The organism is Streptosporangium sp. 'caverna' (genome assembly GCF_003203775.1).
Lineage (GTDB): Bacteria > Actinomycetota > Actinomycetes > Streptosporangiales > Streptosporangiaceae > Streptosporangium > Streptosporangium subroseum.
Genome location: NZ_CP029711.1, coordinates 8,609,062 through 8,635,684, shown reverse-complemented (window position 1 = coordinate 8,635,684; position 26,623 = coordinate 8,609,062). Strand labels below are relative to the sequence as shown.

22 protein-coding genes are annotated in these 26,623 nt (G+C 70.1%); 14 read left to right on the top strand and 8 right to left on the bottom strand.

Annotated elements, in window-relative coordinates; all coding sequences use genetic code 11:
* The first annotated feature begins 22 nt into the window (after nucleotides 1-22).
* From DKM19_RS37270 to DKM19_RS37255, 4 genes are all read left to right on the top strand, one after another.
* Nucleotides 23-754, top strand: coding sequence for an ABC transporter ATP-binding protein (locus tag DKM19_RS37270; RefSeq protein WP_110702405.1), 732 nt, complete (start codon nucleotides 23-25; stop codon nucleotides 752-754).
* Nucleotides 754-3,483 carry an FtsX-like permease family protein gene (locus tag DKM19_RS37265; RefSeq protein WP_239513792.1) on the top strand — a complete coding sequence of 910 codons (2,730 nt, stop codon included), beginning with the start codon at nucleotides 754-756 and terminating at the stop codon, nucleotides 3,481-3,483. Before DKM19_RS37270 ends, DKM19_RS37265 begins: the two co-directional genes overlap by 1 nt.
* Before the next feature lie 237 nt (nucleotides 3,484-3,720).
* Nucleotides 3,721-4,263 carry a hypothetical protein gene (locus tag DKM19_RS37260; protein WP_110702403.1) on the top strand — a complete coding sequence of 181 codons (543 nt, stop codon included), beginning with the start codon at nucleotides 3,721-3,723 and terminating at the stop codon, nucleotides 4,261-4,263.
* Between the two features lie 117 nt (nucleotides 4,264-4,380).
* A complete protein-coding gene (locus DKM19_RS37255) occupies nucleotides 4,381-6,000 on the top strand; it encodes a PepSY domain-containing protein (protein WP_110702401.1) in 1,620 nt (539 codons plus the stop codon).
* A gap of 46 nt (nucleotides 6,001-6,046) precedes the next feature.
* On the opposite strand, the gene DKM19_RS37250 is transcribed toward DKM19_RS37255, so the two are convergent.
* Both DKM19_RS37250 and DKM19_RS37245 read right to left on the bottom strand, forming a co-directional pair.
* Entirely contained in the window at nucleotides 6,047-6,808 is a 762-nt protein-coding gene (locus DKM19_RS37250; RefSeq protein ID WP_110702400.1) for a hypothetical protein, read from the bottom strand.
* 231 nt (nucleotides 6,809-7,039) lie between these two features.
* A complete protein-coding gene (locus DKM19_RS37245; protein ID WP_204358405.1) occupies nucleotides 7,040-7,873 on the bottom strand; it encodes an SDR family oxidoreductase in 834 nt (277 codons plus the stop codon).
* 109 nt (nucleotides 7,874-7,982) lie between these two features.
* Between DKM19_RS37245 and DKM19_RS37240 the strand changes: the two genes are divergently transcribed.
* Entirely contained in the window at nucleotides 7,983-8,567 is a 585-nt protein-coding gene (locus tag DKM19_RS37240; RefSeq protein ID WP_110702398.1) for a TetR/AcrR family transcriptional regulator, read from the top strand.
* Nucleotides 8,568-8,790: 223 nt separating this feature from the next.
* On the opposite strand, the gene DKM19_RS37235 is transcribed toward DKM19_RS37240, so the two are convergent.
* Nucleotides 8,791-9,768, bottom strand: a complete 978-nt coding sequence (locus DKM19_RS37235; RefSeq protein ID WP_110702396.1) for a GlxA family transcriptional regulator — start codon at nucleotides 9,766-9,768, stop codon at nucleotides 8,791-8,793.
* 456 nt (nucleotides 9,769-10,224) lie between these two features.
* Here DKM19_RS37235 and DKM19_RS37230 point away from each other — a divergent pair, with 456 nt between their 5' ends.
* Nucleotides 10,225-10,863 (top strand): HD domain-containing protein, encoded by a 639-nt coding sequence (locus tag DKM19_RS37230; RefSeq protein WP_110702394.1) that lies wholly within the window; start codon nucleotides 10,225-10,227, stop codon nucleotides 10,861-10,863.
* Nucleotides 10,864-10,943: 80 nt separating this feature from the next.
* Nucleotides 10,944-12,023, top strand: coding sequence for a methyltransferase (locus DKM19_RS37225; RefSeq protein ID WP_204358403.1), 1,080 nt, complete (start codon nucleotides 10,944-10,946; stop codon nucleotides 12,021-12,023).
* A 72-nt stretch (nucleotides 12,024-12,095) separates the two neighbouring features.
* On the opposite strand, the gene DKM19_RS37220 is transcribed toward DKM19_RS37225, so the two are convergent.
* Nucleotides 12,096-12,899, bottom strand: coding sequence for a helix-turn-helix transcriptional regulator (locus tag DKM19_RS37220; RefSeq protein WP_204358402.1), 804 nt, complete (start codon nucleotides 12,897-12,899; stop codon nucleotides 12,096-12,098).
* Nucleotides 12,900-13,249: 350 nt separating this feature from the next.
* Here DKM19_RS37220 and DKM19_RS37215 point away from each other — a divergent pair, with 350 nt between their 5' ends.
* The 4 genes from DKM19_RS37215 to DKM19_RS37200 all read left to right on the top strand — a co-directional run bounded on the left by DKM19_RS37215 (nucleotide 13,250) and on the right by DKM19_RS37200 (nucleotide 16,920).
* Entirely contained in the window at nucleotides 13,250-13,558 is a 309-nt protein-coding gene (locus DKM19_RS37215) for a hypothetical protein (RefSeq protein WP_162641153.1), read from the top strand.
* Entirely contained in the window at nucleotides 13,555-16,236 is a 2,682-nt protein-coding gene (locus tag DKM19_RS37210) for a DUF6493 family protein (RefSeq protein ID WP_110702391.1), read from the top strand. The genes DKM19_RS37215 and DKM19_RS37210 overlap by 4 nt, the downstream gene beginning before the upstream one ends.
* 133 nt (nucleotides 16,237-16,369) lie before the next feature.
* Nucleotides 16,370-16,648, top strand: a complete 279-nt coding sequence (locus DKM19_RS37205; protein WP_239513790.1) for a type II toxin-antitoxin system Phd/YefM family antitoxin — start codon at nucleotides 16,370-16,372, stop codon at nucleotides 16,646-16,648.
* Complete coding sequence (locus tag DKM19_RS37200) at nucleotides 16,645-16,920, top strand: type II toxin-antitoxin system RelE/ParE family toxin (protein ID WP_110702386.1); 276 nt, start codon at nucleotides 16,645-16,647, stop codon at nucleotides 16,918-16,920. Before DKM19_RS37205 ends, DKM19_RS37200 begins: the two co-directional genes overlap by 4 nt.
* A 456-nt stretch (nucleotides 16,921-17,376) precedes the next feature.
* Here DKM19_RS37200 and secA2 read toward each other — a convergent pair whose 3' ends face one another.
* Nucleotides 17,377-19,587, bottom strand: coding sequence for an accessory Sec system translocase SecA2 (gene secA2 / locus DKM19_RS37195; RefSeq protein WP_369986823.1), 2,211 nt, complete (start codon nucleotides 19,585-19,587; stop codon nucleotides 17,377-17,379).
* A 334-nt stretch (nucleotides 19,588-19,921) separates the two neighbouring features.
* Between secA2 and DKM19_RS37190 the strand changes: the two genes are divergently transcribed.
* Nucleotides 19,922-20,713, top strand: a complete 792-nt coding sequence (locus DKM19_RS37190; protein WP_110702384.1) for a class II aldolase/adducin family protein — start codon at nucleotides 19,922-19,924, stop codon at nucleotides 20,711-20,713.
* Between the two features lie 293 nt (nucleotides 20,714-21,006).
* On the opposite strand, the gene DKM19_RS50110 is transcribed toward DKM19_RS37190, so the two are convergent.
* From DKM19_RS50110 to DKM19_RS37180, 3 genes are all read right to left on the bottom strand, one after another.
* A complete protein-coding gene (locus DKM19_RS50110) occupies nucleotides 21,007-21,354 on the bottom strand; it encodes a hypothetical protein (protein WP_162642041.1) in 348 nt (115 codons plus the stop codon).
* Between the two features lie 271 nt (nucleotides 21,355-21,625).
* The gene (locus DKM19_RS37185) at nucleotides 21,626-22,510 is read right to left on the bottom strand and encodes a DMT family transporter (protein WP_110702382.1); all 885 of its coding nucleotides are present in this window, start codon (nucleotides 22,508-22,510) and stop codon (nucleotides 21,626-21,628) included.
* A gap of 263 nt (nucleotides 22,511-22,773) precedes the next feature.
* Complete coding sequence (locus tag DKM19_RS37180; protein ID WP_110702380.1) at nucleotides 22,774-24,564, bottom strand: polysaccharide lyase family 8 super-sandwich domain-containing protein; 1,791 nt, start codon at nucleotides 24,562-24,564, stop codon at nucleotides 22,774-22,776.
* Between the two features lie 146 nt (nucleotides 24,565-24,710).
* Here DKM19_RS37180 and DKM19_RS37175 point away from each other — a divergent pair, with 146 nt between their 5' ends.
* Together DKM19_RS37175 and DKM19_RS37170 are read left to right on the top strand one after the other, a co-directional pair.
* Nucleotides 24,711-25,979, top strand: coding sequence for a hypothetical protein (locus DKM19_RS37175; RefSeq protein WP_110702378.1), 1,269 nt, complete (start codon nucleotides 24,711-24,713; stop codon nucleotides 25,977-25,979).
* Between the two features lie 187 nt (nucleotides 25,980-26,166).
* The gene (locus DKM19_RS37170; RefSeq protein WP_110706258.1) at nucleotides 26,167-26,529 is read left to right on the top strand and encodes a VOC family protein; all 363 of its coding nucleotides are present in this window, start codon (nucleotides 26,167-26,169) and stop codon (nucleotides 26,527-26,529) included.
* Nucleotides 26,530-26,623 lie beyond the last annotated feature (94 nt).

Below are 26,623 nucleotides of genomic sequence, written 5' to 3'. Positions count from 1 at the left end.
CGTGATCAGAAGACTCGTACCCATGAACAACGTGGTGCGTCTGGACGTGGTGAGCAAGGTTTACGGCAGGGGGCAGAGCGCGGTGGCCGCCCTCCGCGAGGTGACGATCGGCATCCCGAAGGGCAGTTTCACCGCGGTGATGGGCCCCTCCGGATCGGGCAAGAGCACGTTCCTGCACTGCGCGGCGGGCCTGGATCGGCCGACCTCGGGGTCGGTACGGCTCGGCGACACCGAGCTGTCGGCGATGAACGAGACCGAGCTGACCGAACTGCGCCGGGAGCGGATCGGTTTTGTGTTCCAGGCCTTCAACCTGGTGCCGTCGCTGACCGTGACGCAGAACATCACGCTGCCGCTCCGGCTGGCCGGGGTGAGAACGGACGAGGCCTGGCTGAGGGGGATCGTCGAGCGGGTCGGGCTGACCGGCCGCACGGACCATCGGCCCGCACAGCTGTCCGGTGGGCAACAGCAGCGGGTCGCGATCGCCCGGGCCCTGGTGGCCCGCCCCGAGGTGGTCTTCGGCGACGAGCCGACCGGTGCCCTGGACATGATGACGGCCCGCGACGTGCTGGCCCTGCTCCGCGAGGTGGTGGACGGCCTGGGGCAGACCGTGGTGATGGTCACCCACGACCCGATCGCCGCCTCCTACGCCGACACCGTCCTCTTCCTCGCGGACGGCCGCATCGTCGACTCCGTGACCGCCCCGACCGTCGACATGGTCGCCGAGCGCATGACCCGGCTGGGGGCGTACGTCTGATGATCTCCTTCGCCCTGCACAACCTGCGCCACCGCAAGGCCTCCTTCGCCGGAGCCTTCCTGGCGCTGCTCTGCGCCGCCGCGCTCGTCTGCGCCTTCGGCATGCTGCTGGAGACCGGCCTGCGGGGCACCATCGCCGCCGCCCGTTACGCCGGAACCCCGGTGGTCGTCGCCGGGGACCAGAACGTCCGGGAGACGATCCGCAAGTCCGAGGACAAGGTCAAGGTCAAGGCCAAGCCCATCGCCGAGCGAGCGTGGATCGCGGCCGGACTGGCCGACAGGCTCCGGGCGGTGCCCGGAGTGACCTCGGTCGTCCCGGAGGTGACCTTCCCCGCCTACGTCACCCGGGTGTCCTCCGGAACGGCCGCGGGACGTGACGCCTCCGGGAGCACGACCGCTGTCGCCCGGGTGTCCTCCGGAACCGCCGCGGGACGCGATGCCTCCGGGAGCACGACCTCGGCCCCGATCGGCGCCCCCACGGCATCGGTCCTCTTCCTGGGACACGGCTGGGAGTCCGCCGCCCTCACCCCCTTCACCCTGGCCGAAGGCCGGGCGCCGAAGGCGGACGACGAGGTCGTCGCCGACGCGGCCGCCGGGCTTCGCACGGGATCCCGCGTCACGATCCAGTCCACCGCCGAGCCACGCGTCTACCGGGTGGCCGGCGTGACCGCGCAGGCGCTGGAGAACCAGCCCACGCTGTTCTTCCACACCGGCGAGGCCCGTCGCCTGGCCGGTCGTCCCGGCCTGGTCAGCGCGATCGGCGTCTTTCCCGCCGTGGATGTCACCGCCGCGCTCAAGGACGCCTCCGCACCGAACCCCGCCGCCGCGCGGAGCGGCGCGGCGCGGACGGATACCGGGGTGGAGAACACTCCTGCGCTTGATCCCGCCGCCGCGCGGAGCGGCACCGTGGGAGCGGCCGCCGGGGCGGAGGGCGCCTCCGCGCAGGCCCCCGTCACGGTTGGGGGTGCCGCCGCGGTGGCCCACACGGGCGACGCCCGCGGTCCGCTGGAGTTTCTCAACGCGGACAAGGCACGGATCAAGCTGATCAGCCTCGGCGGCGCGCTCGGCGGCACCTCGCTGCTGGTCGCGATCATCGTGGTGGTCGGGACGTTCGCGCTCTCCATCCAGCAACGCCTTCGCGAGATCGCGCTGCTCCGGGCCGTCGCCGCCACCCCCGGGCAGATCAGGAAGATGATCGGCGGCGAGGCCCTGCTGATCGGCCTTCCCGCCGGAGCGATCGGCGCCGCCCTCGGCACCGGGCTCGCCTTCTGGCTGCGGGGGAGGTTCGTCGCGCTCGGCGCGATGCCGGTCAACCTGGAGCTGGTCGTGAGCCCGTTCCCCATCGTCGTCGCGGTGGCGGCCACCGTTGCCGCGGCCTGGGCCGCCGCTCGCGTCTCGGCCCGCCGTACGGCACGCGTCAGGCCGGTCGAGGCGCTCGGCGACGCCGCGCTGGGCCCGGCGCGCCTGCCCGTGGTCCGCGTACTGGCCGGGCTGGTCTGCGTGGCGGGCGGCGTGATCCTCACGATCGTGCTCTCCACGCTCTCCTCCGAGGCCGCGTCCAGCCCGGTCACGATGCTGACGGCCCTGATCTGGACGGTCGCCGTGGCCCTGCTCGGTCCCGTCGTCGCGCGGATCCTCGTCGCCGTGCCGGCCCTGCTGCTCCGCGCCTCCGGGGCCGGCGGTTACCTCGCCGCGGCCAACCTCCGCACCGGCGCCCGCCGCCTGGCCTCCGTCGTCACCCCGCTCACCCTGATGGTGACCATGACCTGCACGATCCTCTTCGTCCAGGACACGACGGGTCACGCCGCCGCCGGCCAGCTGCGCGACGGCACCCGCGCCGCCCACGTGCTCGGGCCGCACGTGCCCGCCGCCGCGGCCGAGGCCGTACGGCAGGCGCCGGGGGTCACCGCGGTCACCGAGGTCCTGCACACCACGGTCCGGATCGGTCTCGCCAAGTACGGAGTCCAGGCCGTCACCCCGGCCGGGCTTGAGCGGACCATGAGCCTCGGCGTGCGTTCCGGCTCGATCGGCCTCCTGGGCGAGGACACCGTGGCGGTCAGCGAGAAGCTGGGCTTCAAGGTCGGCGACCGGATCGGGCTCACGCTCGGCGACGGCACGCCCGCCACGCTGAAGGTCATCGCGACCTACACCCGCAACCTCGGTTTCGGCGACCTCACCCTGGCCCGCGGCCTGGTGGCCGCCCACGTCGACAATCCCCTCAGCGACACCGTGCTCGTCGCCGGATCCTCGGCCGCCGGCCTCGCGAAGGCCCTGCGGAACTTCCCCGGGGTCATGGTGGCGGACCAGGCGACCGTCGCGGCCGAGCGCGAGCAGGCCGGCGCCGAGATCAACTACGTGGCCATGGGCCTGATCATCGCGTTCACGCTCATCGCGGTCGTCAACACCCTCGCCATGGCCACCTCGGACCGCGCCCGCGAGTTCGCCCTGCTCCGCCTCGTCGGCACCACCCGCCGCCAGATCCTGCGGATGCTCCGCCTGGAGACCCTGTCCGTGGTCGCCGTCTCGGTGCTCCTCGGCACGGTCGCCACCCTGGTCACCATCTCCGCGTTCAGCGCCGGCATGACCGGCTCCGCCCTGCCCTACGCCTCCCCTCTCACCTACGCCCTGATCGTCGCGGGGGCGGCGATCCTGGCGGTGGCCGCCACCAGCGTCCCTGCCCGTTTCGCCCTCCGAGGCCGCCCCGCCGACACCATCGGAGCCCGCGAGTAAACCCCTGACGACTTCGCTGCCGCCCAGGTCCCGGATTCCCTCCGGGACCTTCGGCATCCCCGCCGGGCTTGATGGGCGGACCTGGAGTTTCTCGCGGGACAGGCGCGGCCGAGTCCGTTCCGCGAGGCGTTTCGAGCGCCTTAAGCGATCCTCAGCGGAGGATCAACCGGTATTAATGCATATTGCCAAGAAGATCAAGGGGCTGGCAGATTCGCCGTTCTCTGCCACCATTGCCCCATGCACGCCCTCCGTCTCCTGCGCGCCGCGGTGTTCGCGGTCGTGTGCGTGACGGCGTCGATGGCCATGCACGTGCTGGCCCAAGGCGCCCCGGTGGCTCCGGGCGTCCTGGCCGGGGCGATGCCGCCGGTCGCGGTGGGCGCGTACTTCCTCGCCCGGCGGCAGCGCGGGTTCGGCGCGCTGATGGGGGCGAGTTTCGCCACGCAGTACGGCCTGCACCTCTGGTTCTCCGCCGGAATGGCTCCGCCGCAGCTTGAGCACCCGCACGGCGGCGGTCTGTCCGTGGGCCTGTTCATGCTGCTGGTGCACGTCGCGACGGGACTGCTGTCCGCCTACTGGCTGGAGCGCGGGGAGTCGGGCCTGGCCGTCCTCCTGCGCCTGCTCGTCGCCTCGGTCCTCACCCTCCTGGTGTGGCGGGCACCCGCCATCGCGCACCCCGTCGCACCTCCCGCCAGGGGCGACGACCGCGTCTCCTTCGTCACCCGGCTGCTCGCCGCGGCCGTCTCCCGGCGTGGGCCGCCGGGAGCGTTCTCCGTCATCTGATCGGGCCCGCGGGCCCGAGTGCCGCCGCGCCCTCGCGGACGGCCTTTCTCATGAACCACTCGCCGAGGTGGCGCGTGCCTTTCACCGTGCGCGCCCCCAGTGAACGGAGAACCTCCCATGACGTCCGACGTCGAGGTTCAGCCCACCGCTGAGCCGTCCTTCCCTGAGCCGTCTTCCCCTTCCTCATCCCGAGGGCCCTCCACCTGGCCCGTCCTGCGTTCGCTCCTGCTCCGCCTGCACTTCTACGCGGGCATCCTCATCGCACCCTTCCTGCTGGTCGCGGCGACGACCGGCCTGCTCTACGCCGCCTCCTACCAGGTGGAGAAGGTGGTCTACTCCCACGAGCTGACGGTCCCGGTCCCGGCGGGGCAGGAGAGGCTGCCGCTCGCGCGGCAGGTCGTCGCCGCCACGTCCGCGCACCCCGAGGGCACCGTCAACGCCGTACGGACCGCCGACGAGCCCGAGGGCACGACCCAGGTTCTGCTCGATGTGCCGGGCCTCGCCGAGAGCACCCGGCTGGCGGTGTTCGTCGACCCCTACACCGGCGAGGTCAGGGGAGCCCTGGAGAGCTACGGCAGCTCCGGCGCGCTGCCGGTGCGAACCTGGATCTCCACCCTCCACCGCCATCTGCAGCTGGGTGAGCCGGGGCGCATCTACAGCGAGCTGGCCGCCAGCTGGCTGTGGGCCGTCGCACTCGGCGGGCTGCTGCTCTGGCTGAGCCGCCGCCGGAACGGCCGGCGGTTGCGCCGGCTGGTCGCGCCCGAGCGCGGCGTCCGCGGCCGGAGGCGGACGCTCTCCTGGCACGGCTCGGTCGGCCTGTGGGCGGTGATCGGTCTGCTCTTCCTGTCCGCCACCGGACTGACCTGGTCGAAGTACGCCGGAGTGAACGTCGATGTGATCCAGAGGGCGCTGAACTGGTCCACCCCGGCGCTCCCCACCTCCGCGGGCGACCACGCCGACCACGCCGGCGGGGACCACGCCGGTCCTGGCTCCACCCAGCCCGTCGACGTCGACCAGGCCATCCGGGCAGCCGCGGGCAAGGGACTGTCCGGGCCCCTGGAGATCGTCTGGCCGGGCAAGCCCGGGAGTGACTACGTCGTCAAGGAGATGGACCGCGACTGGCCGCAGCGGAACGACCAGGTGGCGGTCGCCCCCGCCACCGGCCAGGTCACCGGCGAGCTGCGCTTCGCGGACTTCCCCATCGGGGCCAAGCTCACCCGCTGGGGCATCGACGGTCACATGGGGCTGCTGTTCGGCCTGGCCAACCAGATCCTCCTGGCGGCGCTCGCCATCGGACTGATCTCCGTCATCGTGCTGGGCTACCGGATGTGGTGGCTGCGCCGTCCGACCCGCGGCTTCGGCACTCCCTACAGGCGTGGCGACCTGCGACGGCTGCCCTGGACGGTGGCCGTGCCCCTGGCGGCCGTGGTGATCGCCGTGGGACTGTTCCTGCCGCTGCTCGGGATCTCGCTGCTCGCCTTCCTCGTGCTCGACGTCGTACTCGGCCGCGTCAAGGCGTCCCGCGCCGGAGCGCCGGGCGTTGGGAAGCCGGACGCTGAGATGCCTGACTCCGGGGGACCTGCCGCTGGGCTGTCCGGCTCCGTGGAGTCCGGTGCTGGGACGTCCGGTGCCGGGGAAGCCGGGCTTGAGAGATCCGGCGCCGGGCCGTCTGATTCCGAGGAGCCCGGTGCTGGGACGCCCGGTCCCGAAAAGTCCGGGGTCGAGGCGCCCGCCTGACGTGGGTGGGGGTACGGCGTCGCCGTACCCCCACGCATGGGCCGGTTCACTGCTTGATCGACGGGCGTCCCGCCACGAAGTTCTGGAGGCTGACCTTCCACCGTTCGACCGGTTCCCGGATCCTCCGCTCCCGCCACTCGGCTCTGCGCAACCTCCGCGAGCCCGGTCGGTAACGACGCCGCGCCCAGGGCGAACCGGGGCGGGCCAGCCGGATGGCCCCGATCAGAGCCAGCGGGGTGAGATAGATCCCGAGCAGGCCGGTCCAGATCTTCCCCTTGCCCAGGGCGACCAGGGAGAACAGCAGGTTGCTGCCGACGAACAGGGCGATCATGCCCGTGGACGGGAGATCGCCTTCAACGTCGGGAGTGAGCGCGTCGCTGAGCTCCAGCGGGCTCACGCCGAGCAGGGCCAGCCCGCACAGCGCGATCGCGACGAAGACGGCGTCCACCGACAGGCGGCCCTGCTCCTTCCAGTAGACGTCGTCGAGATGGAGCACCAGCGCGAACTCGTCCAGCACGAGCGAGGTTCCGATGCCGAAGAGCGCGGCGAGCAGGCCGGCGGAGATCGAGGTGTTGTCCTCCACGGACAGCCCGCTGATCCCGCCCACGCACATGAAGACCAGGCCGAACACGACGTGGTGGATGTGCGTGCCGCCGGGCGCCACGTTTCCGGGCCACCACTTCACCTGGGCGCGGATCAGGCGCACGCTGATCCGGATGAACACGAACGTGACGATGAAAAAAACGAAGAAGCAGAACAGCCGGAGCTTGCCCGTCGCCACGATCTCCCTAGCGAACCAGCTACCCACCCGTGCTCCCGCCCGCGCGACAAGGGAGGAGGTCCGGGCAGATTATCACCGAAGTACGGCTCCGCTCCCGGCGTCATGTGCCACACGAGATCGGTCTTGCCGGAGCCGCTCCGAGGCCCGTTCAGGGGCACGGCCGGGGGTGTCCGGTCGCGATAGCCGGCGGGCTCGTATTCGTCGGGTGAGCTCGGTGGGTTCGGCGGAGCGCCGGGTGCGCCGCTCCGTGACGTCGGGTCAGATACTGCGATGGGTGCTGACGGCGGCTCGGAGTTGGCCGAGCTTCGGCGCGAGGACGGCATCGACGGCGAGCGGGTCGCGAGCGTTGAGCTCCTGCAGAGCGAGGCGTTCGGGCACCTGCGTGTCGATGTCGATGTGACGGGCCTCGAGGCCGGCCACGATTTCGGCGACCACCTCGTTGACGGGACGGAGGCCGTAGCCCAGGTCCGAGCCGGCGTTGGTCGAGGCCATCATGGGCGTGTCGACCGGGCCGGGGTAGACCGTGGCGACGTGGATGCCGCTGCCGATCAGTTCGCGGCGCAGCGCCTCGTCGAACCTGGTGAGACCGGCCTTGGTGGCCGCGTAGGTGGCGTAGAAGGGAGAGCCGACCAGGGCGGAGGCCGAGGCGATGCCGATCACGGCGGCGTGCCCGTGCCGGGCGCCGGCGGCGCGCAGGTGCCGCAGCGCCGCCCGGGTCGCGAGTATGGGGGCGACCAGGTTGAGCTGGATCATGGCCCGTATGTCGGCCACGTCGATGTCGTCGAGCACCCCGGCCCGCACGTTTCCCGCGTTGTTGACGAGGATGTCGAGGCCGCCGAGCGCGGTGACGGTCTCCGCGACCACGCGCTCGGGTTCTCCGTCGGCGGCGAGGTCGGCGGTGATCGTATGGGCGGTGCCGCCGTGCTTGGCGACCAGCGCCGCGGTCTCGGCCAGAGGCTCGGGACGCCGGCCGGTCAGGGCGAGCGTGCCGTGGCGGGAGGCCAGTTCCAAGGCCAGGGCGCGGCCGATTCCGCTGCCCGCCCCGGTGATGAGGGCGCGGCGTCCGTGCAGGTCCAGGCGGGGAAGGCTCATCGAAAGGCCCTTTCAGGACGAGGAGTCATCGTTATGTTTGACACAACTGTCATGTTTGACAAGCTTGCATACATTGACATGTATGTCAAACATAATTTAGGCTCATGGGATGGTCGGACAGCGTCAGTTTGATGAGAAGCACGCCCTCGACCGTGTCCGGGAGGTCTTCTGGCTCAAGGGCTACGGGGCGACGTCCATGCAGGACCTCGCGGCTGCTTCGGGCGTCCAGCGTGGATCGCTCTACAACGCGTACCACGACAAGGAGACCCTGTTCCTGCGTGCCTTCGAGGGCTACGCCGACCAGTTCCTGGCCGAGGCGGCCGAAGTGCTCGCCGATCAGACCGTCGACCAGGCCCTCAGCGGCTTCTTCGACGTCACCATCGCATCCATGACCAGCGGAATTCCCACACGCGGATGCCTGACGACCAAGACCGCGATCGACACGAGAGCCGAGGGGGAGCGCATCCGCGCCGCGCTGGGCGATCTGCTCGACAATCTCGAACGGCTCCTCCGGGAGCGGCTCTCCACCGAAGAGGCCCGCCCGCGGCTCACCATCCCCCCCGCGGAGGCGGCGCGGGTGCTGGTCACCATGACCCGGGGGATCGTCGTCATGGAACGCGTCTACCAGGACCCCGAGCGGCTCAGGGCCACGGCCGCCTCGTTGATCACCGCACTGCTCGCACCCGCGGCCTGACCCACCCGGTGCCGTACGGGGTCCGGCCCGATGGACGGGAGCGTCGGTGGCTCCGGATCCTGACCGGTTTGTACGGGTGCCGCTCCTGGCCGGGGGCGCGGAGCGGCCGGTAGTGCTCTGTCAGGTCTGTCGATGGCTGTTGCGGCGTAACGGTTTCACCGTCCGGTGGCAGGCAGGGCATGCGCCTACCCACTCCGCCCCGGCACACCGGCTCGACAAAGCACTACCGACCCGCGTTGGCGCGGCGGGCCGTGCTGAACCGGCGCTGGTAGGCGGCGGGGCTGATCGACAGCTTCCTGGCGAAAACCCGTCGCATGCTTTCGTAGCTGGGGAACCCGGCGAGGGTCGCGGCCTGCGTCGCGGTGTGTCCTTGGTCGAGCAGTGCCCTGGTCATGTCGAATCGGATGTTTTCCACGTAGCGGGCCGGTGTCGTGGACAGCTCGTCGTGGAAAAGCCGGGTGAGGTGCCGGGTGCTCATGCTGAGGTGTTTCGCGAGTTCGCCGAGGGAGTGGTCCCCGCAGGGGTTCGCCGTCACCAGGTCGGTGATTGTGCGGAGAGCCGGCGAGCGGGGCGGCGGTCCTTGCAGCGGCGCCGAGAACTGGGACTGGCCGCCCGCACGCTGCATGTACACCACCAAGGCGCGGGCGACGTCGCGCGCCAGGTCGGGCCCGTGGTCCTCCTCGACGAGAGCGAGCGCCAGATCGATGCCGGCCGTCACCCCTGCCGACGTGTACGTGGTGCCATCGCGAACGTAGATCGCGTCGGGCTCGACGCGGCACGTCGGACACCGGGCGGCGAGCTCGTGCGTGACCTGCCAGTGCGTGGTCGCGCGCTTGCCGTCGAGGAGGCCGGCGGCGGCGAGGATGAAGGCCCCGGTGCAGATCGACGCGATCCGGCCGGCCACAGCCGCCGGTATCCGCGCGGCGTCCGCCAGGTCGCCGGGGACATGGGCGCGCGGATAGCGGTCGGACCCGGCCACCAAGAACGTCTCGAAAGCCGGTTGCGAGGAGACAGCGCCGTCGACCGCGATCCGGACCCCGATGTTCGACGTGATGTCCGCACCGGTCGGCGACAGCAGCACGATCCGGTAGTCGGCACCGAACCGGTTCGCCTCCTTGAACACCTCCGCGGGACCGGCGACGTCCAGCAACGTCACTCCGTCGTAGACGAGGATCGCGACGGAGTGGGGGGCGGCGTTCACGACTCCTGCCCCTCCGGAGCCGGACCCGCGCGGTGACCAGCCGGACCCCGGCGGCACCGACCGCCGTCGGGTCGGTGACGCAGGAGGCATGGACACCGTTCATTGCTAGCACACCGTTACCGGGATCCTCGTGGGCGGGGTTGCTCAACCGGCCCGGAGCCGTCGCAAACGCCTGATCTGCGAAATCCTCGTGCCGCAGCCGATGCCCGGGTGACTCACGCGATGAACCCGACACCGGGCATCGCGCGGAACCGGCTGTGACGGACGACGCGACGTCGCGGGCCACGCGCCGGACCCGGCCGCGCGACGTGGTGGAGCACACGGCTGCGATTTCGCCCTGTCCGGATTTAAGTGATTCCTGGCCGGACGGAGGCGGCGCCGCACGCCGGCCGGTCGGCAGCATGAACGTCGGACACACTGTCCACAGCCAACGCACTTCCCAGAAGGCCAGAGGTCATGTCAGAGATCATCGCAGGGTTGGAGATTCCTGAGACGGCGGCGGTCGCCGAAGCGACCAGGCTCATCCAGGAGACGACCGACCCCCTCATCTACCACCACTCCCGGCGGGTCTTCCTCTTCGGCCTGATTCACGCTCACCGGCTCGGCGTGAAGCCGGACCCGGAGCTGCTCTACTTGGCGGCCATGTTCCACGACACCGGTCTCCTGGCCCCCTTTTCCGACGTCGAGCAGCGCTTCGAAGTCGACGGCGCCGACCACGCGCGCAAGTTCCTTCTGGACCGGGATTTCTCGACGGCCGCCGCCGAGACCGTCTGGACGGCGATCGCGCTGCACACCACGCCGGGCATCCCCGACCGGATGGCCCCGGAAATCGCGACCACGTACCTCGGCGTCTTGACCGACGTGCTCGGCTTCGGCCTGGACGGACTGGAACACGATCAGCTGGGCGAAATCCTCGCCGTCCACCCACGAGGGGACTTCAAGAACGAGTTTCTGCGAGCCTACGTCGACGGGCTCAAGAACCGCCCCGAAACCACGAACGGCACCGTGAACTCCGACGTGCTCGAGCACTTCATCCCCGGCTTCCAGCGCGTGACGACGGTCGAGCGCATCGTCGGCTCGCCCTGGCCGAGCTGACCGGACATCACCCGAGGCCACGCGATGAACGGCGTCGCCTCGGTCCCCGAGCCCCCGGAAGAACAAGGAGCTCAGCGCTCATGACCGATGTGCGAGACAACAAGGTGCGTGATCAACCCATGACCGAGACCGTGAGCTCTTCGGCGGGCGAAACCGAGGCCCCGGCCGTCGTCGGCACCCTCATGCAGATGATCAGTGGCTACTGGGTGAGTCAGATCGTCCGTACGGCGGTCGACCTTTCCATCCCCGACCATCTCGCCACGGAGTCACTGACCGCGGAAGAGATCGCTGAGCGTGAGTCCAGCGACCCGCGCACCACATACCGGCTCCTGCGGGCCTGTGCGTCGCTCGGCCTGGTGGCCTACGAGGGTGATCGCCGGTTCTCGGGGACGCCGATGAGCGAGCTGCTCCGGTCGGGAGTGCCGAACACGCTGCGGGAACTGGCGTTGGTCTGGGCCGGCCCGTCACACTGGCGGCCCTGGGAGCGGATGCCCGAGGCCGTCCGCAAGGGCGGTACTCAGATCGAGGCGGTGCTGGGCACCGATTTCTTCTCCTATCTGGCTGAACGGCCCGAGGAGGCCGCGCTGTTCTCGGCCGCGCTGGCGGGCGTCACCGACCAATTGAACCGGCTGGTGGCCGCGACGATCGACACCACGAACGTCTCGGTCGCGGTGGATGTCGGCGGCGCCACCGGAGCACTCGTACGCGGCATCCTTCAGAGGAACCCGGCGCTGCGCGGCCTGAACCTCGACCTGCCGGTCAACGCGGCCACGGCCCGGCAGGAGGCCGAGAAGGATGGGGTGGCGGACCGTTTCGAGGCCGTCGGCGGTGACTTCTTCCAAGCCGTCCCGGCAGCCGACCTGTATCTGCTGAAGGCGGTGCTGCACGACTGGTCGGACGAGCAGTGCGTGCGGATCCTGCGCAACTGCCGTGCCTCCGCCCGCTTGGGAGCCCGTGCCGTGGTCGTGGAGAACGTGATCGGTGAGATCGGAGCCCCGGACGCCGGACCGCTCGCCGACATGCACATGCTGGCCATGTCGCCGGGCCAAGAGCGTGACCTGCCCGAATTCGATGCGTTGTTCGCCGCCTCGAGATGGCGCCGGGTCTCGGTCACCCCGACAGGTCTCAGCTTCACAATGATCGAGCTGGAAGCGGTCTGACACCCGGCCGCTGCCGGCGGCGCCATGGAGCAGCGCCGCCGACAGCGGCCGTGACTCTCGGATGGACGACCACTAGTCCGGGTGGTGCTGGTGCTGCAGGTAGGCGGCGGTCTCGGGGTTGGCCGGGAAGTAGGCCTCGATGGCCAGCTCGGCGACGGTGATGTCCAGCGGGGTGCCGAACGTGGCCATCGTGCTGAAGAAGGCGAGCTCTCGATAGCCGCGGCGGAGTCGCAGCGGGATCACGATGTCGCCGGGTCCCGGCCGCTCTATCTCGGGCTCGGGCTGGTCGCAGGGGTAGTCGACGAGCTCGCGCCAGAGCGCGGCCAGGTCGGGATCGGCGGTGAGACTGATCTGGCGGCGCAGCCGGTGCAGCAGGTGGGCCCGCCACTCGCCCAGGTTGGTGATCCGCTGGGCCATCCCCTTGGGGTGCAGGCTCAGCCGGAGCACGTTGACCGGCGGGACGAGCAGCTCCGGTGCGACCCCGCGCAGCAGCAGGCCGGTGGCGGAGTTGCGGTCCACCAGGTTCCAGCGCTGGTCGACGACCACCGCGGGGTACGGCTGGTGTCCGCTCAGCACCTGGCCCAGGGCCTCCCTGACCGATGCCATGTGCGGGGAGTTGAGCGGGGTCTCCGAGTAGACCGGTGCGAACCCGCCGGAGAGCAGGAGATGGTTGCGCTCGCGGAGGGGGAGCTCCAGCTCCTCGGCGAGGTGGAGGATCATCTCCCTGCTGGGTTTTGACCGGCCGGTCTCCACGAAACTCAGGTGACGGGTGGAGATGTCGGCCTGGATTGCGAGATCCATCTGGCTCATCCGCCGACGTTCCCGCCACTGGCGGAGAAGTTCGCCGACTGGCCGGGACACGCTGGTGCTGGTCACGCACTACACGATAACCGGCCGGGCCATGGTGAAACCATTACCGTCCACGTTATGCGTACCATGATGTTATCTTGTGCTCATAGAATATGCAGATACTAGTCAAAAATGCTTGAATGCCATGAATTATTTATGATAAATGCCTATTCGGGGTAGCAAATCCTAAGTCTGCGATGACGAGTCGTGGTGGCGTTTCGCTTCGGTGAGGCTGTGGCACTGCCCGGCTCGGACACCGGCGCCGCCGGCCCGCTGTGCTGCTGGGTTACGGCGGCTTCACGCGGCACGGCTCTCGCCCGAGGTCGGGCCCGTTCCGGGATCTCCGACTGTCGGTGGGTGGCTCTATGGTCGCGATCATGACGAATATGGTGCGGGCGTGCTCCTACGCCGATCCCTCCGACCCGGCCGGAGGTGAGATGGCTCTGTTCTTCTCGCGGTCCCTCTCGTTCGGTGGGACCGCCACGGCGCTTCGCGACCATTCCGGCTCCTCCGGAGGGCACGCTCTCGCGGCCACCGCCACCGCCACCGCCACCGCCACCGCCACCGCCACCGCCACCGCCACCGCCACCGCCACCGCCACCGCCACCGCCACCGCCACCGCCACCGCCACCGCCACCGCCACCGCCACCGCCACCGCTCGTGCCGAGGCGGAGGTGATCGCGTGAGCGCGGCATGGGAAGCGGTCCGCAGGGCGATCGACGCCGAGAGCGCCGTCGCGGTGGCGGCGCTGGTAGCCGGGTTCGGCGAGGCGGAGCGGCGCGAGGTGGCGCGCGAGCTGCCCGGCTACCTGCCGGTCGCGCGCCGGCTGGGAGAGGAGAAGGACAGGAAGCGGGAGACGGAGTGGGAGCGGGGGCGGCAGGCCCGGCGGGCCGAGTACCTGCGCGAGAAGGAGCAGCAGGGCTGGGACGAGCACCACGCGTCGTACATGTGGGGCGTATCCGAGCACTGGACGCGCCGGCTGGAGAGCCGATGGATCGAACCCATGCGCGTCGCCGGAGCGGGCACGATCGCCGGAGTCGCCGCCGTGGTCTCCTGGCTGAACCGGCGCGACTTCGAGCGTTGGCGGTCGGACGAGGTCGACGACGTGGCGCCGATCCTCCAGGCGATCTCCGGCCGGCCCGCCGAATGGCAGGCCGACCTGGCCGCCCGCGTGGCACTGCGGCTGCGCGGCCTGCGCCCCGAGGTCGACCAGACCATCAGGCTGGCACTGGAGCTGCTGCGCCATACCGGGGCCGAGCCGCCCGCGCACGATCCGCTCACCGCCGCCTGGATCGCGGCCACGCCCACGCCCACGGCCGCGGGGCTGAGGGAGGATCCGCTGTTCGACGCGATGCTGCCCCGTCTATTCGAGGCCGAGGGGGTGGGCAGGGCGCTACGCGATGAGGATGCCTGGCCGGCCGCGCTGTGCGCTCTCGCGCAGGAGGGCCGCGTGGGACGTGAGGTGCTGCTCGACGGTTGTCTCAACCGTTTCCTGCGCGGCGGATCCGCCGCCGACCTGCGCTTCTTCGTCCGCCTGCACGATCAGCTCGATCCGGCCGAGGAGGTGGCCGCGCGGCGGCGCGACTATCTGCGGCTGCTGCCCGCCGCGCCGGCCAACGTCGCCGACCTGGCGCTCAAGCACCTGCGCAGCCTCGGACCCCTTGAACCGGAGGAGATGGGCGAGGCGGTGGAGGGACTGCTCTTCCGCGCGGAGGGCAGGTTGGTGCGGGCCGGACTGGCCTGGCTCGACCGGCTCGTCCGCGACCACCGAGGAGACCTCGACGACTATGCCCCCGCCCTGACCACCGCCTTCGTCTGCACGTCAGCCGAGGCTCGGGAGCATGCCGTAAGACTGGCCGTCAAACACGCCGGGCGGTTCACCTCGCCGGGCGCCGAGATGATCCGCGACGCCGTGGCCCTGCTCCCCGCTGAGGAGGGTGCCCTTCTCGCCGCGGCCTTCGGCGGCGAGGCGGTGCCCGCCGAGCCGGACCCGGATCCGTTCACGCCCCAGCCGCTGTTGCCCGCGCCCGAGCCGGCCCGCATGCCGTCTCCGATCCTCGTTCCCGACGCGCTGACGCGCTGCAGGTGGTCGGAGTACGACTGGCGGAGCGCCGAGCGCTGGCTGGACGGGTTCGTCCGGCTGGCCGCGCATGACCGCGCCGCGCTGACCGGCGCGCTCGCGCCCGTCGCCGCGGGCTTCGGAGATGATCGCTACCAGTCGGCGCCGTGGTGGGACCTCGGGGAGTGGGCGGCGGCCATGGCCAAGGAGCTGACCGACCCGGGTGCGGAGCGGAAGGCGGTGGCCGGATCGAGGTGGCCCAGGACGGTTCAGGAACGGGTGCCGGAGTACGAGCAGTGCTCGGCAGGCCGGCTCCTGCCGTTTATCCGCTTCGCCGAGACGTACCAGGCGCTCATGGACGGGAGGCTGCCGCCGTACCTGCTGGCCACACCCACCCATGTCAACGGCCGTCTGGACGCCGCGGAGCTGGTGGAAAGACTGGAAGGGTACGAGCGGGCGGGCGTCGAGGCGCTCTCCGTCGACCTGCAGCAGGCGCTGCTCCGCCTGTCCCGTACGGTGCCCGCCGAGGTCGTCGAGCGGGCCCTCCTGCTGACCGGTGAGGCGGGTCGCGCCGCCGTCCGCTGGATGACCGCCCGCCCCGCCGAGCCCCGGATCACCCTGCGCTGGGAGACCACCGACGGCAACATCCGCATCGTGCCCGGGGTCACCGCCGAGCCCACGGGTCTGGCGGTGTTCGACAAGGTGCTCGCCTACCAGAGGTGGGAGGAGCCGTGCGAGGGCCTCCTCGCCGTGCTGCCCGCTCACCGGGAGGTGGTCGCCGCGTACGCCGTCCAGAGGCTGCTGTCCTACGCGCCCGACTGGAAGCCTTCCCGCAAGGATCTGGCCGCGCTGGCCATCGCCGAAGGCCCGGGGGGCGAGGGCATCGCGTTCATGCTCGCTCACTACCTGTGCGGTGGGCCGGAGGGCGGGGCCGTGTCGCCATTGCTGTGGCTGGCGGCCTCCGGGGGGCTGCCGGGCGAGGAGGTGGGCAGGCAGCTGGCGGTGCTGCTCCGCCACAGAGGGGAATCCCCCGCGGAGGCGACGACCGCGCTGCGGGAGGCGGCTCGGCAGGGCGCACACCTGGGGGTGTGGCGGGTGATGGCCGGGCTGCTGCCCGCCTACCTGCCAGGACCGGGCGGGCGGGCCACGACCGCGCACACCCGGCTGGTGGCCCTCGCCGCCGATGTGGCCGGGTGGGCGCAGGCGCGAGGCGAGCTGCCGGAGATCGCGCGGCTCGCCGCCCGGCCGCGGGCCAGCGGCCTGGTACGGCACGCCCGCCGCCTGCACGCCCAGCTCACCGGCTGACGGTCGTCACACGATTTTGCCGAGGAAGGCCCGACCGTACGGAAAGATGATCATCTTTCCGTACGGTCGGCACGGTACCCGGACTACCGGGGCCGCGAACCGCAGTCCGTTCATTTTGGCTATAATTATGTACATGACAGTTCTTCCTCTGGCCGACGCCCGTGCCCGACTGTCCGGCATCATCGAGTCCGCCGTCAGCACACACGAACGATTCGAGATCACTCGCAACGGCGTGCCCGCGGCCGTGTTGCTGGCCGCGGACGACTACGAGACCATGCGCGAGATGATCGAGATCCTCGCCTCCGCCGAAACGGTGGCGGCCATCCGAGAGGGACTCGCCGACCTGGAATCGGGACGTGTCCACTCCCAGGCAGAGGTGGAAGCCGAGCTACGCCGGGCCGGCCGTCTGTGAGTGAGAGGTACGAACTTCACCTCACCCGCCGTGCCAAGCAGGACCTCGCCGAACGCCTGCCGGCGAAGGTCGTGCCAGCGGTCTGGGAGTTCATCACCGGGCCGCTGCTGGACGACCCTCATCGGGTGGGCAAACCCCTCGACGAACCTCTCGCCCCTCAATGGTCCGCACGTCGAGGCGACTACCGGGTTCTGTATCTGATCGACGATGGCCGGATCGTGGTCCAGGTGATCACCATCCAGCATCGGGCGGACGCCTACCGGTCGCGCTAGTACGGCGTGCACGACGTAGAAGATATATCCGGAACGGGGTGAGCCGAATGGCTGGAAACCCCCGCAGCTCACGATGATGGCTGTGCGCAAGGGCGAAAACGGGTCCGGAGTTGAGGACCCGCGTGGGAAATAGGTAGATCACCACCGCGACGCAGGGGATCGCGCGTCCTCTTCTTCGGCGCCCATCGCGAGCCCGTGATTACAACCCGGAAACGCATCCACCGCCCGTTCGACCGTCGATGGCGCGCCGGTCGGTCCCCCGCTCAGGGGCGGTGTCCCGTCAGCTCATGGTGAATGGACCATCGCTTTACTCCCGATGATCGACTTAAGGAGTGAGGGGCAGGCCGTGGCGGGCCCGTTCCAGGTCGGTGTTCCGAACCCACGATGAAGACCGGCGCCGGGCCACTCCTTACAGAGTGGCCCGGATTCCTCTCGCTTCCGTTCCGCACGACGGAGTCAGCGGCGGCGGACCTTGGTGGTGAGGCGGTTGAGGATGCGCTCCCATTCGGTGCCGAAGGGGTTGTCCTGGACGAGGTAGGTCCAGGTGGCGGTGGGGCGCTTGAGGCCCGCGCCGTCGAGGTCGAGGCCGTCCGCGGTGATCGAGGCGGTCTCGAAGGTGGCGATCGAGCGCGACTCGGTCTCGGCCAGCATGCGCTGGTAGGCGGCCTTGGCCTCCTTGTTGAACTCGTCGATCGGGCTGAGGCGGCCGAGGGCGCGCAGGTGGATGCCCTCGCGGAGGTCGGCCAGGTCGGCCAGGTGGTCGGCCCAGGAGTGGTCGAGGTGGAAGAGCACGATCTGCCGGGCGGCCTCGTGCAGCACGTCCTCGCCGACGGTCTCCTCCAGCTCCGACCACCGCTCCGGGGCGCCCGCCGACAGGGCCTCGCCGGCCGAGTGGCCGCGCAGGATCTTGTCGCGGAGGTCGAGGACCAGGCTCCGGTGGAGTTCGAGGAGGCGGGTGTAGCGCCAGGTGTTGCGGTGGATCTCCATGTTGACGCCCTCGGCGACCCGCTGGGCGTGGCCCACGAGGGTGTGCTCGGGAACGCCCTTGGCGTACTCGTCGGCCACGTAGTGAGTGATCAGCTCGTCCTCGCCGCTGACGAAGAAGATCGAGCCGCCGGGGTCGCCCTGGCGTCCCGCGCGCCCGCGGAGCTGGTCGTCCAGGCGGCTGCTGGTGTGCCGGCCGGAGCCGATGACGTACAGGCCGCCGAGCTCGTCGACGCCCTCTCCGAGGCGGATGTCGGTGCCGCGCCCGGCCATCTGGGTGGAGACCGTGATCGTGCCGCGCTCTCCGGCCCCGGAGATGATCGCCGCCTCTTCCGCGTCGTTCTTGGCGTTGAGGACCACGCAGTCCAGCCCGCGCCCGCTCAGGGTCAGTGCCAGCCGCTCGGACTCGGCCACGTCCAGGGTGCCGATCAGGATCGGCCGCCCGGTGGCGTGCACCTCGACGATCTCGTCGACCAGGGCGTGGTCCTTCTCCATCCGATACTCGAACAGCCGGTCGGGCTCGTCGATCCGCACGCACGGCCGGTTGGACGGGACCACGGCCACCTTGAGGTCGTAGAACTCCCGGAGCTGGTCCCCGACCGCGACCGCGGTGCCGGTCATCCCGCACTTCTCCGGGTAGCGGGTGATCAGGCCCTGGACGGTGATCGAGTCGAGGATCTCGCCGGTCTCCGAGGGCGACAGCGCCTCCTTGGCCTCCACCGCCGACTGCAGGCCGTCGGGCCAGCGCTGCAGCATCGCCACCCGGCCCCGTGACGGGTTGATCAGCTGCACCTTGCCGTCGCGCACGATGTAGTCGACGTCCTTGGTCAGCAGGGCGTGCGCGTGCAGGGCGAGGTTCACCTCCGTCAGGGAGGACGGGCTGTCGTAGAGGTCCAGATCCAGCGCCTGCTCGACGGTGTCGATGCCCTTGGTGGTCAGGTGGACGTTGCGCGCCTGGTCGTCGAGCTCGTAGTGGTAGCCCTTGACCAGCTGGCGGACCAGCGCGGCCATCTCCGGCACCGCACCGCCCGGGTCGGCGCTCCCCGCCAGCACCAGCGGCACGCGGGCCTCGTCGACCAGCACCGAGTCGGCCTCGTCCACCAGCGCCACGTTGGGCGCGGGCACGACCAGGTCGGCGACGTCGGTGCAGAGCCGGTCGCGGAGCACGTCGAAGCCGATCTCGCTGACCGAGCCGTACGTCACGTCCTTGGCATAGGCCGCCCGGCGCTCCTCCGGCGAGGAGCTCTGGCCGATCCAGCCGACCGAGACACCCAGCGCGTCGTACAGCGGGCCCATCCACTCGGCGTCGCGCTGGGCCAGGTAGTCGTTGACCGAGATCACGTGGACGCGCTTGCCCTGAAGGGCGTAGCCGGCGGCGGCCATGGCACCGGACAGGGTCTTGCCCTCGCCCGTCGCCATCTCCGCGATGTTTCCCGACATCATGGCCAGCATGCCGACCAACTGCACGTCGTAGGGCCGCAGACCCAGCGTGCGGTGCGCGGTCTCCCGCACGATCGCACAGAACTCGGGCAGGTCGTCCACCGAAGGCACCGGAAGCTCGGTGAGCTCCCGGATCCGGTCCTCGCGGGTCGCGGCGGCCGCCACGGTCCGCTCGAACGGCGTCCGGTCGATCGAACCGGGACGCTCCAGGAACCGCCTGACGAGCTGAGTTATCGAGGCCACGTTCCCTCCAACGCCCGTTCCCGGGCTCACGTTCCCACTGTCGCCTTTACCGTACCGACTGTCGCCTCACCGTACAGACGGGGTAGATCATCCGGGTAGGGGGGCATCGGGCGGGATATGTGCCTTTTTGTGCCGGGGCAGGCGCCGCGGCGTCACCAGGGCCGTCGCGAAACAAAACCGAACGGGATTCGCGTCGGTCGTGGACACGACATCCGGGGAAGGACACGCTGGACGCGTGCCCTTCTCCATCGGGCATCCAGCGGCTCCGACATCTTCAAGGCCCCCGCGCCCGGCGCGTGTGCCCCTACCCCGCCCCTTCCCCCCTGGAGGCACGATGAGCCTGTCCGATCTGCAGCCGGTCCCCACGGACCAGCTCGTCTTCCGGCTGCCGCAGACGTTCGAGACCGTCGAGGAGGAGCGCCGCCATCGCCGGGAACGCCTGGTGGCCGCGCTGCGGCTGTTCGGCAGGTTCGGCTTCGAGGAGGGCGTGGCCGGCCACATCACCGTCCGGGACCCCGAGCACACCGACCACTTCTGGGTGAATCCGTTCGGCATGTCGTTCAAGCAGATCAAGGTGAGCGACCTCATCCTCGTCAACCACGACGGCCAGGTGGTCGAGGGCCGCTACCACGTCAACCAGGCCGCGTTCGCGATCCACGCGATGATCCACCAGGCCAGGCCGGACGCGGTCGCCGCCGCGCACAGCCATTCGGTGTACGGCAAGGCCCTGTCGTCGATGGGCACGCTCCTGGAGCCGCTGACCCAGGACGCCTGCGCGTTCTACGAGGACCACGGCCTGTTCGACGACTACACCGGCGTGGTCCTGGAGACCGAGGAGGGACGTCGCATCGCCCAGGCCCTCGGCTCCCACAAAGCCGTGATCCTGCGCAACCACGGTCTGCTGACGGTCGGCGACAGCGTGGACGCGGCGGCCTGGTGGTTCATCACGATGGAGCGCTCGTGCCAGGCGCAGCTCCTGGCCAAGGCCGCCGGTCCCACGATCCAGATCAGCCACGAGAACGCCAAGCTCACCCACGGTCAGATCGGCAACGACCTGGTCGGCTGGATCAACTTCCAGCCGCTCCACGACCAGATCGTCGCGGCGGAGCCCGACCTGTTCGGCTGATCTCGGCACGGGGTCGTCTCGCTCCAACCTCCGTGGCTCTTCCAGATGGCTCTCACCCGTGCATGCTCTTTTCCGGAGAGGAAGCTCCGGCCTCGCGGCGGGTCGTATAACGGTGATCTCACTCATGGGGCGGGCCGGTCGGCGGGGGAAGTGGTGGAACCCACGTGCTCCTTGCCGACCGGCCCGTCTTTCATGTCAGGCACGGTGCGTTTCAACGGACCTCGGAACAGCCGCTGCCGGTCTCTTCCGGGATCGATCCGCCACGGCCCGGTTTCCCCGCCGAGAGGGGAGGATCAGTCCGTCGCCAGGGTGCAGAAGCGGCGGTGACCGGCGTTGTAGCCGGCTATCCAGCCCCTGTCGTACTCGCTCATTCTCCGGTTTCCTCCGAAGGACTGCATCGCCCTTCTTCTGCAGTCCTGTGCGGCGGCCCGGTAACCGTCTCGGTAACCGTCCCAATACCCGTATCCACCCCACGGTGGCTGCTCGTCCGACACACTCGCAGCTCCGTTGTGCGACTGGCTCACCGCCGCGGGAGGTCTGGGATCAGGCGTGTCCGAGGCGTGTGCGATCGAGACCGGTCCAAGGGTCAGGAGCGCGAGAAGCGCCGGTCCGAGCACCATCAGTCGTTGCTTGCCATACATGGATTCCTCCATTATCCGGGCCGCGGGCAGGGATTGCCCGGCGGCCGTGAACAATGGCCACGTTATAAGGCGAGTTGTTTGGGGCGAAGGATTTAATTGCTCGCTTTCTTATTATTGGAGACAGGCTCAGGCGAAGCCAATTTTGCCTATCGTTTTGTTTGTCCCGGTGATTCTTGGGAACTTATCGACTTCCCGGGAAAGCGCGGAAAGCCATGGTTCCGCGGACGCGAAGACCGCTTCCTGAGATGGGGCGGCCTTCGCGTGCGGCGGCTCATCCGGGAAGCGAGGAGCCCCTCCTCTCGCGAAGGGCGAGCAGGCCGACGGCGGCGAGCAGCAGGACCGCACCGCCGGCGGTCTGTGAGGTGAGCCGTTCGCCCAGCAGGAGCACCCCGATGATCGCCGCACCGACCGGCTCCACCAGGGAGATCACGGAGGCCGTCGTGGCCCGCACCGCGGCGAGGCCGGCGAAGAACAGGCCGTAGGCCAGGGCGGTCGGGATCGCGCCGAGATAAAGAATGATCGCCGAGGAGGCGAGCGGGGCACTCGACGGCAGCAGGCCCTGAGCCAGCGCGAGGGGAAGCAGGCAGAGGCCGCCGACGACAAAGCCGCCCATGGCGGTGGCGTACGGCTCGTCGGTGGAGGCGCGGTTGAGCAGGGTCACCCCCGCGTAACCGGCCGCCGAGAGCAGCGCCCACCCCATGCCAAGCGCGGAAAAGGTCGCCGATCCGCCGTCGAGGGTCAGCATGACCAGGCCGGTCAGGGCGATCGCGACGGAGCCCAGCCCGGCCGCGCCCAGTCGCTCGCCCAGCAGCAGGCGCGCTCCCGCGGCCACGAGGACGGGTGTGGCGCCTATCGTGACCACGGTGGCGACGGCCAGACCGGATTCGGCGATCGCCGCGAAGTAGGCGGTCTGGTAGACGGCCATGGCGACGCCGGTGACCACGATCCGCCCGAGGCCGCGGACGCGCCCGAGATCGAAGAGGCGGGACGCCAGCAGGAGCATGACCGCCCCGGCGGCGAATCGCCAGAAGGAGACCGAGACGGGTCCGAGCCCGCCGGTCCGGTAGAGCAGCGCCCCGGCGGCGCCACCGGTGCCCCAGGCGGTCGCCGCGATGGAAACGTACAGCAGGCCCCGCCGTACGGAGACATGCGTCATGGATAACTCTCCAGATGAGGTGGTTGTCGTCAGGCCGCACGTATGCGGGCGTCAACCACCCACCGGACCGCTCGGGCCCGGTTGTCAGGAGAGAGGTGCCGCCCGCCTAAGGGGCGACGGGCGGAGACATGATCAAATGCACGGCTTCACCCTAACCGGCACGAGAGGCGTCATCCAGCGGTTTATCCAGCACCCCCGGCGAGCGACGGCCGCCGTCTCGTCGGAGCCCTCGAACCCGGACCGGTGAGGCCGCCGACACGAGATCACGGTTCCCGCGTCAACGCGATCCCGTCCGCGTCGTGCCGGGCGGTGAGGGTGACACCGCTGCGGTGACAGCGGACCGACTGCAGCTCTGGCGTGTTCGACACCACGGTGACGCCCGGGGCGATGGACCGCTCGGCGGTGGTCGTCCGATCAGCGCAGGGCAGGATCAGACACGCGTACGAGGCGTCTTCCGGTCGCGGGCCGTGGTCGAACCCGATGGAGAACACCTCCGCCGACAGCGGCGCGGCGGAGCCGGTCACGGTGATGTCCGACCACCTGCCGGTACGGGGCTCCAGCCGGGCGGACACGGACCCGTGACCGGCCAGCGGCACGTACCCGATGCGCCCGTGATGGACGTAACGGGGGCGGCGTGGATCCGGCCCGGCCGTCATCGGTCCCTCCGCCAGCCGCTGGTCGATCGTGGTGATCACCGGGTGAACGGCCGACGGCGCGGTGATTCCGGCACCGAGCGCGACGAACAGGTCGTCGAAGCAGAACCACGCCTTCCAGCCGTCCGCGATCCGGTCCGTCCCCTCCAGGCGCATCACGGCGATGCCGTGACGACCGTCGGACCAGCCGCCGACGTCCGCGGAGCCGCCGTGCCGGTTGTTGGGGCGGGGGAGGAGCGCCGCCGGGTCGCGGAACCACTCGGCGGTGACGCCGGGGAGCCGGGCCCAGTCCCACAACGGAATGACGGCCCGGTAGCCGTCCTGCGGGTCGTCACCGACCCGGATCGCGGCGACGCCGTCGCCGAGGTGGCGGCCTCGGAGGTTCTCACCGTTCATGCTCTCGGTGGGGGCGGTCCGCGTGGACGACATGCGCACCGACACCGACCAGGCGGGCCGCCGATGCACGAGGTAGTCCGAGCGCGGGTAGTACCGGCAGCCGACCGGGCCCACGGGGAGGCGTCCGGCCTCGGTCCCGGCCAGGCGCGCGTCGAACGCGGCGAGTTCGTCCCGCCTGGGCGCGCCCGCCGCCAGCAGCCTGCGAATCGCGGGCCGCAGCTCGCCGGTGGCGCGGTGCGCTCCGGCACGGGTGATGTTGCGTCCCATGGTGGTGAAGTCGAAGCCGCCTCCGTGCACCGCCCACTGCTGCCCGTCCAGCAGGAAGTCGGTGAACAGCCGGACCTCGGACGTGCCGAAGGCCCACGGGGTGTCGTGCACCGCGTAGATCCACAGGGCGAGGTCCGCGACCAGGGAGGAGCCGTAGCCGCCGGAGTACAGCTGCGCACCGTGCTGGTGGAAGCTGAGGTCCTCCTGGATCCCCTCGCCGTCGGTCACCCGCAGGACCGTCGACATCCGGGCGACGGCCGAGGAGACCAGCTCGCCGTCGTTCGCCAGGAGCCCGTGCCGCAGCACGATCCCCTGCGCCCAGACGAGGTTCTGGCCGGTCATCTCGATCGAACCGGCGCAACCGGCGAGCCAGTCGCCCCACCGCGTGCGCTGCCGGGTGCCGAGGTCGCCGGCCAGCAGGAGAAGGGCGTCGCCGATCAGCTGCGGCGCACCGATCTGGTTGAACCACCAGTTGTCGCTCCGCGGGCCGTGGTGGCGCCACGCGTCGAGGGCGCTCAGAGCTGCGGCCTGATGTTCTTTCGACAGGGCCAGGCGCAGCGCGCGTGCCACATGCTCCAGCGGCCGGAAGGCCATGCCGTCCCGGTCGGTGTAGTCGATGTCCGGCCAGGTGCCGTCGGCCGCCAGATCATTCGTGAGGCGCGTCGCCTCCGCCAGGTCGGTGACGCCGTCCAGGAGCTCGTGCCGCAGGCGGGTCCGTATCGCCTTGAGATCATGCATGTTCGGTAGTCTCTCCACTACGCTCCGTTCGATCACCTCGCGCTCCGCGGCTTCCTCTTCCGGGGGTTGAGCTGCGAGATTCGTTCCTCCGCTGCTGGGGATGGCTAGGTCGAAAGGCGGTCGGTGGCCGAACGAGGGGGATTCGGATGCTCGACAGGTCCTGGATGCGGGTCGTGATCGCGGTGCTGACCCTGCTGGCGGCGTTCCCGGGTACGGCCGGGGCGTCACAGCCGGGCAGGACCCCGGTCGTGCTGTTTCCCGCGTTCTATCTCACCAGGCTCGCGGTGACCGTCGACGGACAGACGGCGGCTCCCGGATGCCCGCGGTCGGGCGGCTTCGAGGAGTGGTTCCGCAACGATCACCCGAGCACCGTCTTCAGCCAGGTCTGCCAGGACCGGCTCCTCACGCTCCGCTACCGGGGGAGTCCGGCCACTCCGATGCCGTCGCGCTTTTCGAATCAGCCCGGAGTCGACGTCCGGATCGTCGGTTACGGCAGGACGGACAGCGCACCGTTCTACGAGCCGCTGTATCGCAGGCTTGAGTCCGCCGGGTATGTGCGGGACGCCGATATCCGGGTCGCCGGTTACGACTCCCGGCTCACCCCGGACATGGGCGGCTTCCTGCAGCGGACCAGGGAGCTTGTCGAGGACACCTACCGGGACAACGGCAACCGGCCCGTACACCTGATCGGCCACTCCAACGGGCCGCTCTACGCGCAGTACCTTCTCACCCACACCACCCGGGCGTGGCGCGACAAGTACATCCACGGTTTCACGCCGATCGCGGGCAACTTCCCGGGGCAGGGCCTGCTGTACGCGGTGCTGTTCACCGGGCTGAACGTCGAGGACTTCGGGTATCCGACGACCCGGGAGAACGCCAGGAGCAGTGCGCTCCTGTATCTGAGCGCCCCCTCGTCCTACATGAGCGCGTCCGACCCCGAGATCTTCGGTGATCGCGAGGTCGTCGTCCGGGACGTCTCCACCGGCCGCGCCTACACCCCGCGCGACTACCCGCGCCTGTTCGCCGACGCGGGCCTGCCGGTGGCCAAGGAGATCGCCGACCACTACATCGGTTTCATCGCGTTCGCCGACGCCCGGTCGTTCCCCGAGGTGGACGTGTACGCGGAGAGGGGCTCCGGCCTGGCGACGGTCGTGGGGGCACGGTTGCCGAACCTGACCGTGGGGCAGGTGGCCGACGCCAAGGGATCCCTGAACCGGGACGGTGACGGCAACCAGGAGGACATCACCAACGAGGCGGTGCTGGCCTGGAAGGCGATGCCCTGCCATCGCTTCGGCCTCACCGACAACTCCGGGGTGGACCATTTCACGTTGCCGGGCAACCAGAACGTGCTCGATCGCCTGCTCGCCCACCTCGAACGCCCGCGCTCGCTCTGCCCGGCCCAGGGGCCCGGCTGAGTGGCCCGGCTGAGTGGCCCGGCTGAGTGGCTCGGCTGAGTGGCTCGGCTGAGTGGGCTCGACTGTGCGGCTCGGTTCCGTGAGATCGAGCCGTGAAGGACGAGAGTCCGTGAGCGACTCGACGGCGCCGATGCCCGTCGCCTATACCTGACGGCAGCTGACAGGTATGGGCGCGACGATGGAACACATGACCACGATCGCGAAGTTCCTCGCCGTTAACATCGACTGTGCCGAGCCCAAGCGGCTCGCCGAGTTCTACGCGGCGGTCTTCGGCTACGAGATCCAGTACGCCGAGGACTCCTACGCCGGCATCGGCGACGGCACGATGACCATCTACTTCCAGCAGAACCTCGATCGCAAGCCGGCCGCCTGGCCCGGCTCGGACAAGCAATTTCACCTGGATGTCCGCGTCCCCGACGTGAAAAGGGCAGTTCAGGACTATCTGGAGCTTGGGGCCGCCAAGCCCGATTTCCAGCCCGATGAGACAAGTTATGTCGTGCTCGCGGACCCCGAAGGGCACCTCTTCTGCGTCTGCCCGGCCCGCGACTAAGTGAGGGATCAGCCTCTACCCGCTTGCCGGGCACCTTAAGCTTGCAGGATGACCCGAGAAATTCTCTTTTGCGTTCCTCTGCTCTCCCCAGGTG

Bases quoted from the DNA above. Each gene is read 5' to 3' on its own strand.
- DKM19_RS37245 (WP_204358405.1), bottom strand. From the start codon at position 7,873: ATGAGCCTTCCCCGCCTGGACCTGCACGGACGCCGCGCCCTCATCACC.
- DKM19_RS37260 (WP_110702403.1), top strand. From the start codon at position 3,721: ATGCACGCCCTCCGTCTCCTGCGCGCCGCGGTGTTCGCGGTCGTGTGC.
- DKM19_RS37175 (WP_110702378.1), top strand. From the start codon at position 24,711: ATGCTCGACAGGTCCTGGATGCGGGTCGTGATCGCGGTGCTGACCCTG.
- DKM19_RS37225 (WP_204358403.1), top strand. From the start codon at position 10,944: ATGACCGATGTGCGAGACAACAAGGTGCGTGATCAACCCATGACCGAG.
- DKM19_RS37185 (WP_110702382.1), bottom strand. From the start codon at position 22,510: ATGACGCATGTCTCCGTACGGCGGGGCCTGCTGTACGTTTCCATCGCG.
- DKM19_RS37230 (WP_110702394.1), top strand. From the start codon at position 10,225: ATGTCAGAGATCATCGCAGGGTTGGAGATTCCTGAGACGGCGGCGGTC.
- DKM19_RS37265 (WP_239513792.1), top strand. From the start codon at position 754: ATGATCTCCTTCGCCCTGCACAACCTGCGCCACCGCAAGGCCTCCTTC.
- DKM19_RS37190 (WP_110702384.1), top strand. From the start codon at position 19,922: ATGAGCCTGTCCGATCTGCAGCCGGTCCCCACGGACCAGCTCGTCTTC.
- DKM19_RS37215 (WP_162641153.1), top strand. From the start codon at position 13,250: ATGACGAATATGGTGCGGGCGTGCTCCTACGCCGATCCCTCCGACCCG.
- DKM19_RS37170 (WP_110706258.1), top strand. From the start codon at position 26,167: ATGACCACGATCGCGAAGTTCCTCGCCGTTAACATCGACTGTGCCGAG.
- DKM19_RS37240 (WP_110702398.1), top strand. From the start codon at position 7,983: ATGGTCGGACAGCGTCAGTTTGATGAGAAGCACGCCCTCGACCGTGTC.
- DKM19_RS37180 (WP_110702380.1), bottom strand. From the start codon at position 24,564: ATGCATGATCTCAAGGCGATACGGACCCGCCTGCGGCACGAGCTCCTG.
- DKM19_RS37255 (WP_110702401.1), top strand. From the start codon at position 4,381: ATGACGTCCGACGTCGAGGTTCAGCCCACCGCTGAGCCGTCCTTCCCT.
- DKM19_RS50110 (WP_162642041.1), bottom strand. From the start codon at position 21,354: ATGTATGGCAAGCAACGACTGATGGTGCTCGGACCGGCGCTTCTCGCG.
- DKM19_RS37205 (WP_239513790.1), top strand. From the start codon at position 16,370: ATGACAGTTCTTCCTCTGGCCGACGCCCGTGCCCGACTGTCCGGCATC.
- DKM19_RS37270 (WP_110702405.1), top strand. From the start codon at position 23: ATGAACAACGTGGTGCGTCTGGACGTGGTGAGCAAGGTTTACGGCAGG.